The organism is Streptomyces sp. NPDC046712, from assembly GCF_040645695.1.
Lineage (GTDB): Bacteria > Actinomycetota > Actinomycetes > Streptomycetales > Streptomycetaceae > Streptomyces.
This window is the reverse complement of the sequence record NZ_JBEYYW010000002.1, coordinates 253,718-267,321: the sequence shown is the minus strand read 5'-3', so window position 1 is coordinate 267,321 and position 13,604 is coordinate 253,718. Positions and strand designations below refer to the sequence as shown.

The window sequence follows — 13,604 nt, the reverse complement described above, 5'->3', positions numbered from 1 at the left end:
GGGCCCCGGCCGGAATCTAGACGACCTGGTGCAACCAGCGCACCGGAGCGCCCTCGCCGGCGTACCGGAAGGGCTCCAGCTCGTCGTCCCAGGGCTTCCCGAGGAGCTTGGCGATCTCCGCCTCGAGCTCCGTCTCGCCGCGCACCGAGCGGGCCAGTGCGGCGCGCAGGCGGTCCTCCGGGATCAGGATGTCGCCGTGCATCCCGGTGACGGCGTGGAAGATGCCCAGTTCCGGCGTGGCGCTGTAGCGCTCGCCCTCGGCCGTGGGGCAGGGTTCCGCGGTGACCTCGAAGCGGAGCATCTGCCAGCCGCGCAGGGCGGAGGCGAGTTTGGAGGCGGTGCCGGTCTCGCCCTGCCAGGAGAACTCGGCTCTCCAGGTGCCGGGGGACGCCGGCTGGCGGATCCAGTCGAGCTGGACTCTCGCACCGAGGACACCCGCGACCGCCCATTCGACGTGCGGGCACAGCGCGCGCGGTGCGGAGTGAACGTACAGAACTCCACGTGTCGTCACCGGGACCTCCAGTGTGGGACGAGGTTCGCCTTTCCCAGCGGCCTCAGTAAACAGCATCGGGAGTAAAACTCCGCAAAAGGGACAGCATGTGACGTGATGTAATTTACCGGAGCCGGTTGGCAAAGGTGCCTCTGGTTCGACGGGGGAAAAGCTACCGTGCCGCACCGCCCTTGGGGTGACGTACGGTCGGTCCGGGGGTGGGTGGACACCAAGCTTTCACTCGCCAGGACGCCGAACGGACGCCGGAGGAGGGGCCGAGGGATGCGCGGCAGTCGACGTTTGCGTACCACCGTCGCCGCCGCGGCGGCGGCGCTGATGCTGTGCGCGGGCACCCTGACGGGGTGTGAGACGGCCGGCTCCGCGGCGACCGCCCCGCCGAAGCCCAGACCGACACCGAAGCCCACACCCGTCTGGGACCGCTCCCCCGCGTCCGTCGCGGCCGTCGGCGACTCCATCACCCGTGCCTTCGACGCCTGCTCGGTCCTGGCGGACTGCCCCGAGGTCTCCTGGGCGACCGGCACGGACACCGGGGTGAACAGCCTGGCGCTGCGGCTGATCGGCGCGGACGGGGTGGCGGAGCGCAGCTGGAACCTGGCGCGGACCGGGGCACGGATGGCGGAGCTCCCGGAGCAGATGGCGCGGGCCGCCGCCGAGAAGCCCGAGCTGGTGACGGTGATGATGGGCGCGAACGACGCCTGCCGGGACCGGACCGAGCTGATGACACCGGTCGAGGAGTTCCGCGCGGACTTCGCGACGGCGCTGGCCCGGCTGCGGGCGGCGGCGCCGAAGGCGCAGGTGTACGTGTCGAGCGTGCCGGACCTGAAGCGGCTCTGGTCGCAGGGCAGGGAGAACCCGATGGGCCGCCAGGTCTGGAAGCTGGGGATCTGCGCCTCGATGCTCGCAGACGCGGAGGATCTGAGCGCGCCGGCCGAACGGCGCAGGACGCTGGTGCGGGACCGGGTGGTGGCGTACAACGCGGTCCTGAAGGAGGTCTGCGCGAAGGATCTGCGCTGCCGGTACGACGGCGGTGCGGTGTTCGGCTTCCGGTTCGACGGCAGGCAGCTCAGCCCGTGGGACTGGTTCCACCCGAGCAAGGACGGGCAGGCGCGGCTCGCGGAGATCGCCCATCGGCAGGTGACGGCTCCGGAGCCGCCCGCGTAGGGTTCCGGATCATGAGGATCACGAGTGAGCCCTTCGGTTCGGTCGACGGGGCGGACGTCACGCGCTGGACCCTCCAGCGGGGCTCGGTGCGGGTGCGGGTGCTGACGTACGGCGGCATCGTGCAGTCGGTGGAGACGCCGGACCGGGACGGTGTCCCGGGTGACGTGGTCCTCGGATTCCCCGATCTGGAGGGGTACCTGAAGCGTCCGGAGCCGTACTTCGGTGCTCTGGTGGGGCGTTACGCCAACCGGATCGCGGGCGGGTCCTTCGCCTTGGACGGGACGACGTACCAGCTGGCACGCAACGGCGGGCCGAACTGTCTGCACGGCGGGGAGCGCGGCTTCGACAAGCGGGTGTGGGACGCGGAGGAGGTCACGTCCGGGGTACGGCTGTCCCGGGTCAGCCCGGACGGCGAGGAGGGCTTCCCGGGCCGCCTGAAGGTCTCGGTGACGTACCGGCTGCCGACGGACGGCGCGCTGCGGATCGCCTACCGGGCGGAGACCGACGCGCCGACGGTGGTGGCGCTGACGAACCACTCGTACTGGAATCTCGGCGGCGGGCGGCCCGAGCTGCGGGTGGCGGCCTCGCGCTGGACGCCGACCGACGGGACGGGCATCCCCACCGGAGCGTTCGCCGAGGTCGCGGACACGGAGCTGGACTTCCGGGTCCGGCGCCCGCTGGATGTCTTCCTCGACCACAACTTCGTGCTGGACGGCGAGGGTCCGGCCGCCGAGCTGTACGCGCCGGAGACCGGGCGGACGGTGACCGTGGGGACCACCGAACCCGGACTGCAGGTGTACGCGAACCCGGAGCTGGGCGGGGTCGCGCTTGAGACGCAGGCCTTTCCCGACTCGCCGAACCGCCCGGAGTTCCCGTCCACGGTGCTGCGGCCCGGCGCGGTGTACGAGTCGAGGACCGTCTACGGATTCGGTACGCGCTGAAGCCCCGGGGCGGGTGTCAGGTCCCTCCCCGGGGCCGGTCATGAGGGTCAGACCTCCAGCGTGGCCGTGAGGCGCGCGTCGGTGAGCGAGTGCGCGGCCCTGACCTCGTACGTACCGGGGACGAAGGCCCAGTCGTTCTTCTCCTCGTCCCAGATCTCGAAGGCGCGGCGCGGCAGCGGGATCTCGATCTCGACGGACTCGCCGGCACCCGCCTCCACCGACCCGAAGCCGGCCAGCCAGCGCGCCGGGCGCTCGACGCCGTCCGACTGCGGGGCGAGGTAGATCTGGACGACCTCGCGGCCGGTGCGGGTACCGGTGTTGGTGATCCGGACCTTCGCCGCCGCCGGGGTGACCTCCAGGGAGTCGTACGACCAGGTGGTGTAGCCGAGGCCGTGGCCGAAGGCGTACGCGGGTGTGGCGCCGGCCTTGTCCCATGCGCGGTAGCCGATGAACACGCCCTCGGTGTAGGCGAGTTCCCCGTCGGTGGGGGTGACCTCGGTGACGGGGACGTCGGCGAGGGCGACGGGCCAGGTGGTGGGGAGCCGGCCGCCGGGCTCGGCGGCGCCGGTGAGGACGTCGGCGAGCGCGGCGCCGCCCTCCTGGCCGGGGAACCAGCTGAGCAGGATGGCGGCGACGTCCTCGCGCCAGGGCATCTCGACCGGGGAGCCGGCGTTGACGACGACGACCGTGTTCGGGTTGGCGGCGGCCACGGCCCGTACGAGTTCGTCCTGGCGACCGGGCAGGGCGAGGTCCTTGCGGTCGAAGCCCTCGGACTCGACGCGCTCCGTGGTGGCGACGACCACGACGGCGGTGTCGGCGGCGCGGGCGGCCTCGACTGCTTCGGCGATCAGTTCGTCGGGGTCACGGCGCGGACCGAGGTGGACGAAGGAGAACATGACGGCCGGAAGGGGGGCCGCGAACTCCTTGTCCAGCGGGTGGAACAGCGACACCTCGACGGTCTCGCCCGCGGTGAGGGAGACCTTGGCGCGCTCGACGGGCGCCCCGAAGAACGCCTCGAAGGGGTCGGTCTCCGGGCCCATCGCCTGGACGCCGTCGAAGACGGTCTCACCCGCGATGCCGAGGGTGAAGGCGCCGAGGCCGCGGGTGCCGAAGGAGTGTTCGCCGGACTCGCGCGGGGTGAAGGTGCCGACGACCTCGATGGAGGCAAGCGTCTCGTGGGTGACGCCGGCCGGGAGGTCGTCGCCGATCCACTGGACCTGGCCGTTGGGCAGGGTGCCTTCGCCGAGGACGGTGCCGTCGGCGTCGCGGCAGACCGCGCGGAGGGTGAAGCCCGACGAGACGGAACCGGCGGGGGCGAGTTCGTCGCTCGGGTCGGCGCCGACGGTGAACGTGAGGGCGCCTTCGGGCAGGGCGGCGGTGAGGCCGTCGAGCGGGGAGACGGTGTGGTCGGGGAAGACCTGGGCGGAGCCGCCGCCGAGGACCCGGGCGTCGCGGGCGGCGGCGCCGGAGAGCGCGACGGTACGGCCCTTGAGGGGCAGCGCGTCGCCTTCGTTCCGTACGAGGACGACGCCGCGGTGGGCTATCTCGCGGGCCAGGGCGTCGCCGTCGATGGTGGCGGGGGCCTCGGTGACGACCGGCGGGGCGCCTTCGAGGGCGCCGACGCGGGCGGCGAGGCGCAGCACGTTCTGTACGGCCGTGTCGACCGTGGACTCCGCGACCTCGCCGGCGCGGACTGCGGCGGCGAGTGCCTCGCCGTAGACGGTCTGCGGGCCGGGCATGGCGACGTCGAGGCCGCCCTCGATGTCGCCCTTCGTGGAGCGGGCGGCCATCCAGTCGGAGACGTTGTAGCCGTCGAAGCCCCATTCGCCGCGCAGGACCTCGTTGACGAGGTGGTGGTGCTCGGTCATGGTCACGCCGTTGACCTGGTTGTAGGCGGTCATGATGCCCCAGGGGTGGGCGTTCTTGACGATGGCCTCGAAGGGCGCGAGGTAGAGCTCGCGCAGCGGGCGCGCGGCGACCTTGTTGTCGACGGTGAAGCGGTCGGTCTCGGCGTCGTTGGCGACGAAGTGCTTGACCGTGGTGCCGACGCCGCCGTCCTGGACGCCCTGGACGTAGCCGGTGCCGATCTCGCCGGTGAGGTAGGGGTCCTCGCTGTACGCCTCGAAGTGGCGGCCGCCGAGCGGCGAGCGGTGCAGGTTGACGGTGGGCGCGAGGAGGACGTGGACGCTCTTGCGGCGGGCCTCCTGGGCGAGGAGCCGGCCGGCGCGGCGGGCGAGGGACGGGTCCCAGGCGGCGGCGAGCGCGGTCGGGGAGGGCAGGGCGATGGAGGGGTCGTCGGCGGTCCAGCGGACGCCCCGGACACCGATCGGGCCGTCGGACATGACCAGGGACTTCAGACCGATCTCGGGCAGGGCCGGGAGCGACCACATGTCCTGGCCCGCGAGGAGCCGGGTCTTGGCGTCCAGGTCGAGCTTGCCGAGCGCCGCCTCGACGGCCTGCTCGCGGACGGCCTCCGCGCCGGTCTCCGCGCTCGTCTCCGCGCTGGTCTCTGCCACGGCGTACCTCCTCGTTGAAGTGCTGTCGGCGCCATGGTGACTCGGCTACCTGTAGATCGGTAGGTTACGTTATTGCTTCGTTACTATCTCCATGACGTACGGTCCTTCTCGACAAGGGACCGTCGACAGGAACGCGGAAGGGGGCCACGGCGATGGTGCGGGCCAGGAGCGAGGAGCGGCGCGCGGACATCCTGCGCGCGGCCCTCGAGGTGATCGCCGAACGCGGATACCGGGGCGCATCGCTCGGCTCCGTCGCCGAGCGGGTCGGGCTCACCCAGCAGGGGCTGCTGCATTACTTCCCCACCAAGGAGGCGCTGCTCGTCGCTGTCCTCCAGGAGCGCGACAAGTGGGACACGAGCGGGGGGCGGGGCCGGGAGGGCTGGCGGCTGGACCTGCTCGACTCCCTCGTCGAGTACAACGCGATGCGGCCGGGGATCGTGCAGACCTTCTCCGCCCTGCTCGGCGAGAGCGTGACCGACGGCCACCCGGCGCGGGAGTTCTTCACCGAGCGGTACGCCCAGGTCCGCGACTCGATGGCGACGGTCCTCCGGATGGAGTTCGGCGAGCACCTGCCGGGCGGCCTGACCCCGGAGCGGGCGGCGCCCCTGATCACGGCGGTGATGGACGGCCTGCAGTACCAATGGCTGCTGGACCCGGACGCGGTCGACATGCCGGCGGCGTTCCGCGACTTCCTCCGGCTGCTGTACGGGAGCGACGCCGGCGACAAGTGAGGGCACCGTAGCGGGAGTTACGGGTGGGGCGGGATACTGCGCGGGCCGGTTCCCGACCCGACGGAGGGCCCCTCTGTGCTGTCCCGGATACGTTCCGCCTCGCTCGGTCTCGCGCTGATCACCGCCTCCCTGACGCTGGCGACACCGCCGGCGTCGGCCGAGGTGGGCACGACCGCCGGCACGGTCGAGGAGGCCCGACTCGACCGCGCCGCACCGCAGGAGATCCTGCGGCGCGGTGGATTCGACTCCGTGGCACCGGAGTTCGCCCGCGCCCTCGCCGCCGCCGGGTCGTACGAGGAGGCCGAGCGCGCGGTCGTACGGCGCGGGTCGCGGCTCTGGCGGGACGCGGTCGACCGGGCGCAGGGGCGACGCGTACGGGGCGACCTGAGCCGGGACGACGATCGCCCGCTGTACTGGGCGCGGCTCGGCATGACCCGCGAACTGCGCTCCTGGCAGCCGGAGTTCGCGCTCGACTCGACGGGACGGGCCCGACTGCTCGACCGGCTGGAACGCTCCTCGCGCGGCCAGGACTCGATCCGGTATCCGGCCGGCAAGGGCGTGAAGCGGATCCTGCTGACCGGATTCGACCCGTTCACGCTCGACCGGGACGTCCGCATCAGCAACCCCTCCGGGGCGACCGCGCTCGCCCTGGACGGCACCTGGATCCTCACGGCGGACGGGAGCCCCGCCCGGATCGAGACGGCCGTCTTCCCCGTCCGCTGGCAGGACTTCGCCGAGGGCACCGTCGAGCGGACCCTGCGGGACCGGCTGCCGGAGGTGGACCTCTTCACCACGGTCAGCCAGGGCCGGGTCGGCCGTTTCGACATCGAACGCTTCAACGGGGCCTGGCGGGGCGGCTTCCCCGACAACGAGAACCTCTCGCGCACGGAGACCGTCCCGGTGGTCGACCCGGCCACCCAGCCCCAGTGGACGGCGACCACCCTCCCGTACCGCGCGATCGTCGCGGCGAGCACCGGGCGCTTCCCGGTGTACGACAACACGGCGGTGACCGAGATACCGGCCGGGGAAAGCGCTCCCGTGGCCCGCCCGGACGGGCCGACGCCGGGCTCCACGGCCCGTTCGGGTGGCGGCGGGAACTACCTCTCCAACGAGATCGCCTATCGGGCGACGCTGCTGCGCGACCGGCTCGGCCTTCCGGACCTGCCCGGCGGCCATGTCCACACCCCGGTCCTGCAGTTCGGCGCCGGCAACACGGACCCGGCGACGGGCGCGGTCACGGACCCGGAGTTCGTACGCAACCGGCTGGACATCATCGCCCAGGTCCGGGCGATCATCGGGGTGGCGGCATCGGCCTGAGGGACTCCCCCGACCGGGATCGAATAATACCCACGCACGGGTATTGCCCCTTACGGGCCGACGGGAGATGATGGGCGCCGTGATCATCGCCGCAACGCAGTTCGCCCCGGTCGCCGGGGACATCGAGGCCAATGTCCGTACGATCGCCGGGCTGATCCGGACCGCCGGGGGCGACGGCGCCCGGCTGGTCGTCTTCGCCGAGCTCTGCCTGACCGGGTACGAGCCAAGCCTGATCCAGGACACCCCCGCTCTCGTGCTCTCCGAGGACGACGAGCGTCTCGAGCCGATCCGGGAGGCCTGCCGCACGGCCGGCGCGGCGGCCGTCGTCAACGGGCCGGTGCGCTCGGCGGCGGACGGTCGGCCCGGGGTCACCTCGCTGGTGATCGGCCCGGACGGCTCGCTCCTCACCCGCTACGACAAGCAGCATCTGTACGGCATCGAGGCGGAGGTCTTCGCGCCGGGCACCGCCGACGGCCGCTTCGCCCTCGACGGCGTACGGTTCGCGACGGCCACCTGCTACGACAACCGTTTCCCGGAGCTCGCGGAGCGGGCCGCCGCCGACGGTTGCACGGTCTATCTGGCGAGTTCGGTGCTGGCCGCCGACAACGACTCGTTCGAGAAGGTCTATCCGGTACGGGCCCGGGACTTCGGCCTGTACGTGGTGCTCGGCAACGCTCTCGGACCGAACGAGGACGGCGTGGGCGGCGGCGGCGCGGGGGCATGGGGCCCGGACGGCGAGCGGATCGCCGACGCGGGCCCGGTCGAGCCGGGTCACGTGCTCGCCGAGGTGGGCTGAGCGGAAGAGGGCAAGGCGGGGGCGCGGGCCGGGCGAGGGCGGGCTGATGCCCCCGCACGGCGTTCGGTCAGAGCGTCTTGCCGGTGACGGGTACCGGGGCGGCGGGGTCCTCGTCCTCGTCGGTCCGGTCCTCCCCGGTCAGCTCCCTGGCCATCAGCGTCGCGCCCGCGACCGCGCCCGGCATCAGGAACACGGCCACGAACGGCACCAGGAACGCCAGGGTCAGCGGGACGCCGAAGCCCAGGGTCAGCATCCGGCGGCCGCGCAGCATCCGCAGACGCTCCTTCAGTTCGACGCGGCGGCGCTGGAGGGCGACGGCCGTCAGCTCCTCGGCGAGGAAGAAGCCGGAGACGCAGAAGCCGAGCACCGGGACGACGGTCTGGCCGACGACGGGGATGAAGCCGCAGGCGAAGAGCAGCACGCCGTAGAACGCCACCCGCAGGACGACCTTGAGGCTGTCGCGGGCCGAGATCCACAGCTCGCGCCAGAGCGGCAGGCCCGACTCGGGGACCTCGCCGCCCTCGGTGCGGTCGACCTGCTCGGACAGCGACTCGTAGAAGGGCTGGCCGACCAGCAGCGTCACGGCGGTGAAGGTGATGACCGCGAGGAAGAGCCCGAAGACGAACACGAGGGCGGTCAGCGTGCCGCGGAACAGCCCCTGCCAGGGGGAGGTCCAGTCGTCGGCGAACGGGGTGGCCCAGGCCGTCAGGTCGTCCGCCCCGTAGCCGAGGCCGACGAGCGCACCGACGTACAGCACGAGGGTCACGAGACCGGGCAGCAGCCCGAAGCCGAACCACCGGCCGTGCCGGCCCACCCACTTCTGACCCTGTAGCAGATAGCCGAGACCGGCCCCGAAATCACGCATGGGGATCACCCTATCGGGCCCCCGTGAAAGGCCCTCTTGTTGTCCGGGGCACGACAGGGTAGACCCCTGCGTACTGATCACTTACGGAGGTTGCGTACGTATGGCGAGACCCGGACCCGTCCTGATCACCACCGCCTGTGGCGCGCTCCTCGGAGCGCTGGTCCTCACCGCGCTGCCCGCGAGCGCCGCGCCCGGCCGGGCGCACGAGCCCGGTCCCGTCCGCGAAGGGGGCGGGCGGGACACCTCGGCCGCGCCCCCGCGTACGTTATCCACGCGCTCCCTCCCCCAGGCCGACACCCCGCTGCGCAGGGATGGCGGCTATCCACGGCGTACGACGCTCACCGTCCCGCCCGCCGACCCGGCCGACAGGTCGATCAAGCTCGGCCTCGCTCCGTACCACTCCCTCGCCCCGCGTCTCAACGCGCTGCAGAAGCTCGGCGACCGGGTCAGTGTCGAGGTCGCCGGACGGTCGGCCGGCGGGCACGAGCTGTATCTGGTCACCGTCACCGCCCCGGAGAGCGCCCGGGAGGCCCGCGAGCAGGAGCGAATGCGCGAGCGGATCGAGAACGCACCGGCCGCCGCCGCCAAGGACACCCGCATCAAGGCCGCGTACAAGACGCCGGTCTTCATCAACAACAACATCCACGGCAACGAGTGGGAGGGCACGGACGCGGCCCTGGAGCTCATCGAGGAGCTGGCCACCGCCACCGACCGCAAGACCGCCGGGCTGCTCGCGCGGACCCGGGTGTATCTGAACGTGACCGCCAACCCGGACGGCCGGATCGCCGGCACCCGCGCCAACGGCAACGGCTTCGACCTCAACCGGGACTTCATCACGGCCTCGCAGCCCGAGGCGCGCGCGATCCGGCGGATCGCCATCGACAAGCAGCCGGCCGTGATGCTGGATCTGCACGGGTACGTCAACGGCACGCTGATCGAGCCGACCACCCCGCCGCACGGCGAGAACTACGAGTACGACCTCTTCCTGAAGAACTCCTACGCCAACGCGCTGGGCATGGAGAAGGCCGTCAACGGTCTCGGCTACACGCCGGGGAACGACGGGGTCCGGCCGGCGGTGATCCCCTTCCGCGACGAGAAGGAGGGCTGGGACGACTGGCCGCCGATCTTCACCCCGCAGTACATGCCCTTCCAGGGCGCGGTGGCGGCGCACACCATCGAGTTCCCGATGACGGTGAACAACGAGGAGTACGACACGCTGCCGGAGGCGGAGCTGCGCCGCCGGGCGGCGATCAACGTCGACATCGCGGGCGCGGCGATGCGTGCCACGCTCGAGCACACGGACACGCATCGCGCGTCGGTGCTCGCCGACCAGATCGAGACGTTCCGGCGGGGCGCGGCGGGCGAGGCGCAGCGGCCGGTGTCCGAGGAGACCGTGCCGGGGGTGCCGGGGATCGGCCCGGAGGACGTCTACACGACCGCCTTCCCGCGCGCGTACGTCATTCCGGCGGGGCGCGGCCAGAGGTCGGCGGTGGCGGCGGGACGGCTCGTGGACCATCTGCTCGCCAATGACGTGCGGGTCGGGCAGACCGCCGACGGCTCGTACGTCGTGGACATGCGCCAGCCCAAGCGCGGGATGGCGAACGTGATCCTGGCGGAGGGGCGGGACATCAGCGCGGACGTGTCGACGATGTACGACATCTCGGGCTGGAGCCTCGGACTGCTGTGGGGCGCGACGGTGCGGAAGGTCGAGCACGGTCCGGTGCCCCGCGTGGTGCGTACGGTCCATGCCGCGGCCCCCACGGGGTCGGTCGCGCCCTTCGGGGACCTGCTGCTGCGGCTCGACGATCCGAAGGAGCTGGCCGCGGTCAACGCGCTGCTCGCGCAGGGGGTGAAGGTGCGCCGGACGGCCGAAGGATCGGCGGTGGTGCCCTCCTCGGCACGTGGCGCCGCGCGCACGCTCGCGGACCGGTACGGAGTGGTGTTCCGGGCCACGAAGGAGCGGGGCACGGCGCCGCTGGAGCGGACCAGGGTCGCGGCCTCGGTGTCGGCCGGTGAGCTGTTCGCGCTGCGCGAGATGGGCTTCGAGGTCGTACCGGTCTCGACGGAGATCCTGAACGCGGGCTTCGACTGGTCGGCGGCGCGGGTCCTGTTCGTGTCGCGGGGCCTGGAGTACGGGGAGCTCACCCCGGCCGCGCGGGAGGCGCTGCGGGCGAGCGGTGTGGGTGTGGTGGGTGCCGGTTCGGCGGGCGCCGCGTTCAACGCGGCGGCGGGGCTGCTCCCGGCCACGGCCGTGGCGGGCAACGGGGACGCGAACGGTGTGGTGACGGTCCGCAACGCGGGCGGTGCGATCACCGGCGGAGCGCCCGGGCACACCTTCGTCTACTCGCCGCTGTGGTTCACGGCGCTGGGGGCGGGGGTGCGGACCGAGCAGTCGTACGCGGCGGCCGATCCGCTCGTCTCCGGGCACTGGCGGCCCGATGCGGACGGCCGGGGCGGTCCGGCGGACGCGGCCGGACGGGCTTCGGTGATCAGCGGGACGGCGGCGCACGGTGCGCCGGTGGTCCTGTTCGGCACGGAGCCGCTCTTCCGTGATCACCCGAAGGGTGTGTTCGCGCAGGTCGGCCGGGCTCTGCTGGTGCGGTGACATGAGAGGGCCGCACCCCGGTCGGTCGGGGTGCGGCCCTCATCAAGCGTACGCGCAAACTCGGCCGCGCGAACTCAGCGGTGCGATCAGACGGCCAGTTCGACCGTGATGTTGCCGCGGGTCGCCTTGGAGTACGGGCAGACCTGGTGGGCCTTCTCGATCAGGCTCTTCGCGGTCTCGACGTCCACGTTCGGGATGGTCGCCGAGATCTTGACGATGATGCCGAAGCCGTCGTCGTTCTTGCCGATGCCGACCTCGGCGGTGACCGTCGAGCCCGAGATGTCGGCCTTCTCGTTGCGGGCCACGACGCCCAGCGCACCCTGGAAGCAGGCGCTGTAACCGGCGGCGAAGAGCTGCTCGGGGTTGGTGCCGGCGCCGGACCCGCCCATGGCCTTCGGCGGGTTGACGACGACGTCGAGCTGACCGTCGTCGGTGGCGACACGGCCGTCACGCCCGTTCTCGGCGGTGGCGACGGCGGTGTACAGGACGTCGGACTGCTGTATGGACATCTGGCTGATCCTTTACCTCGTTCGCCGCGACTCGCGCCCACGATCGCGACGGCTGAGGGGAAGACTAGCCGGTCACCGAAACGATCATCTTTCCGGTGTTGTCGCCGCGGAGCACGCCGAGGAAGGCGTCCACGCCGTTCTCGATGCCCTCGACACGGGTCTCGTTGTACTTCAGCTCGCCGGAGCGCAGCCAGCCGCCGACCTCCTGGACGAACTGCGGCTGCAGGCCGTAGTGGTCGCCGACGAGGACGCCCTGGAGGCGCAGCCGCTTGCCGATGATCATGGCCATGTTGCGCGGTCCCGCCACCGGCTCGGTGTCGTTGTACTGCGCGATCATGCCGCAGATGGTGGCGCGGCCGTGCACGTTGAGCGAGGAGATCGCGGCCTCGAGGTGGTCCCCGCCGACGTTGTCGAAGTAGACGTCGATGCCGTCCGGGGCGGCCTCGCGGAGCTGGTCCTTGACCGGGCCGTTCTTGTAGTTGAAGGCGGCGTCGAAGCCGTACTCCTCGACGAGGAGCTTGACCTTCTCGTCGGAGCCGGCCGAGCCGATGACCCGGGAGGCGCCCTTGAGCTTCGCCATCTGGCCGACCTGGCTGCCGACGGCGCCGGCCGCGCCGGAGACGAAGACGGCGTCGCCCTCCTTGAAGGACGCGGTCTCGAAGAGACCGGCGTAGGCGGTGAGGCCGGTCATGCCGAGGACGCCGAGGTAGCTGGAGAGGGGGGCCAGCTCCGGGTCGACCTTGGTGGCGTGCTGGGCGGGCACGTCGGCGTACTCGCGCCAGCCGAGGCCGTGCAGGACGTGGTCGCCGACGGCGAAGCCCTCCGCGTTGGAGGCGACGACCTCGCCGACCGCGCCGCCGTCCATGGGGTGGTCGAGCTTGAACGGCGGTATGTACGACTTCACGTCGTTCATCCGGCCGCGCATGTACGGGTCGACGGAGAAGTGCAGGTTCCTGACCAGGATCCGGCCCTCGGCGGGCTCGGTGACGGGGGTCTCACGGAGCGCGAAGTCCGCCGGGGTGGGCCAGCCGTGCGGACGGGCGACGAGGTGCCACTCACGGCTGGACGTGGGAAGTACGGACATCGGTACAGCCTCCTGGAACAGAAAATTACTTCACTACCTGAAACAACCATGCGCCTGGATATTTCAGGTTGTCAAGTATCTGGGTACGATGAAGCACATGGCCACCTCACACACAGACCCCCTGACCCTCGAAGTCGTCGAGCTGATCGGCACGGTCGTGGCGCGGTACCACCAGGAGTACGAGCAGGCGGCCGCGGAGCACACGCTCACCGGTGCCCAGGCCCGGGTCCTCGGACTCCTCTCCCTGGAGCCGGTCCCGATGCGGAAGATCGCCCAGAAGCTGCAGTGCGAGCCGTCGAACGTCACCGGGATCGTCGACCGGCTCGAATCGCGCGGCCTGGTGGAGCGCCGCCCCGACCCGGCGGACCGGCGCGTCAAGCTGGCCGCACCCACCCCGGAGGGCCTGGACACCGCCCGCCGGCTCCGCGACTCGCTGGACTTCGCGCGCGAGCCGCTCGGGCAGCTCACGGACGTGGAGCGCTCGCTGCTGCGGGATCTGCTGAAGCGGATGCTGGGGGAGGACGTGTCGTAACGCCCGCCTCGACGGGCTCTGCCCGCAGACGACGAC

General features: G+C 71.9%; 12 protein-coding genes. 7 read left to right on the top strand and 5 right to left on the bottom strand.

The window, feature by feature from the left end; genetic code table 11:
- Window positions 1–16: 16 nt before the first annotated feature.
- On the bottom strand, window positions 17–511 hold the full coding sequence (locus ABZ939_RS03480) for a DUF3145 domain-containing protein (RefSeq protein WP_137989482.1): 495 nt from the start codon (window positions 509–511) through the stop codon (window positions 17–19).
- Between the two features lie 261 nt (window positions 512–772).
- On the opposite strand from ABZ939_RS03480, the gene ABZ939_RS03475 reads away from it, so the two are divergent.
- Window positions 773–1,672 carry an SGNH/GDSL hydrolase family protein gene (locus ABZ939_RS03475; protein ID WP_361848585.1) on the top strand — a complete coding sequence of 300 codons (900 nt, stop codon included), beginning with the start codon at window positions 773–775 and terminating at the stop codon, window positions 1,670–1,672.
- 11 nt (window positions 1,673–1,683) lie between these two features.
- The gene (locus ABZ939_RS03470; RefSeq protein ID WP_361848582.1) at window positions 1,684–2,613 is read left to right on the top strand and encodes an aldose epimerase family protein; all 930 of its coding nucleotides are present in this window, start codon (window positions 1,684–1,686) and stop codon (window positions 2,611–2,613) included.
- A 47-nt stretch (window positions 2,614–2,660) separates the two neighbouring features.
- Here ABZ939_RS03470 and ABZ939_RS03465 read toward each other — a convergent pair whose 3' ends face one another.
- Entirely contained in the window at window positions 2,661–5,129 is a 2,469-nt protein-coding gene (locus ABZ939_RS03465) for a glycoside hydrolase family 3 C-terminal domain-containing protein (protein WP_361848579.1), read from the bottom strand.
- Window positions 5,130–5,281: 152 nt separating this feature from the next.
- Here ABZ939_RS03465 and ABZ939_RS03460 point away from each other — a divergent pair, with 152 nt between their 5' ends.
- The 3 genes from ABZ939_RS03460 (at window position 5,282) to ABZ939_RS03450 (ending at window position 7,973) form a co-directional block, all read left to right on the top strand.
- Window positions 5,282–5,860 (top strand): TetR family transcriptional regulator, encoded by a 579-nt coding sequence (locus ABZ939_RS03460; RefSeq protein ID WP_361848576.1) that lies wholly within the window; start codon window positions 5,282–5,284, stop codon window positions 5,858–5,860.
- A gap of 129 nt (window positions 5,861–5,989) precedes the next feature.
- Entirely contained in the window at window positions 5,990–7,177 is a 1,188-nt protein-coding gene (locus ABZ939_RS03455; protein WP_361849116.1) for a pyroglutamyl peptidase, read from the top strand.
- Between the two features lie 70 nt (window positions 7,178–7,247).
- Window positions 7,248–7,973: a carbon-nitrogen hydrolase family protein gene (locus tag ABZ939_RS03450; RefSeq protein ID WP_361849113.1), complete on the top strand. Its 726-nt coding sequence runs from the start codon at window positions 7,248–7,250 to the stop codon at window positions 7,971–7,973.
- A 67-nt stretch (window positions 7,974–8,040) separates the two neighbouring features.
- Here ABZ939_RS03450 and ABZ939_RS03445 read toward each other — a convergent pair whose 3' ends face one another.
- Complete coding sequence (locus tag ABZ939_RS03445) at window positions 8,041–8,838, bottom strand: EI24 domain-containing protein (protein WP_361848573.1); 798 nt, start codon at window positions 8,836–8,838, stop codon at window positions 8,041–8,043.
- A 100-nt stretch (window positions 8,839–8,938) separates the two neighbouring features.
- On the opposite strand from ABZ939_RS03445, the gene ABZ939_RS03440 reads away from it, so the two are divergent.
- On the top strand, window positions 8,939–11,443 hold the full coding sequence (locus ABZ939_RS03440) for a M14 family zinc carboxypeptidase (RefSeq protein WP_361848570.1): 2,505 nt from the start codon (window positions 8,939–8,941) through the stop codon (window positions 11,441–11,443).
- Window positions 11,444–11,529: 86 nt separating this feature from the next.
- Here the strand turns inward: ABZ939_RS03440 and ABZ939_RS03435 are convergent, their stop codons facing one another.
- Window positions 11,530–11,952 (bottom strand): organic hydroperoxide resistance protein, encoded by a 423-nt coding sequence (locus ABZ939_RS03435; RefSeq protein WP_361848567.1) that lies wholly within the window; start codon window positions 11,950–11,952, stop codon window positions 11,530–11,532.
- A gap of 64 nt (window positions 11,953–12,016) precedes the next feature.
- Window positions 12,017–13,036, bottom strand: a complete 1,020-nt coding sequence (locus tag ABZ939_RS03430; protein ID WP_361848564.1) for an NADP-dependent oxidoreductase — start codon at window positions 13,034–13,036, stop codon at window positions 12,017–12,019.
- A 97-nt stretch (window positions 13,037–13,133) separates the two neighbouring features.
- On the opposite strand from ABZ939_RS03430, the gene ABZ939_RS03425 reads away from it, so the two are divergent.
- On the top strand, window positions 13,134–13,568 hold the full coding sequence (locus ABZ939_RS03425) for a MarR family transcriptional regulator (RefSeq protein ID WP_361848561.1): 435 nt from the start codon (window positions 13,134–13,136) through the stop codon (window positions 13,566–13,568).
- Window positions 13,569–13,604: the final 36 nt, after the last annotated feature.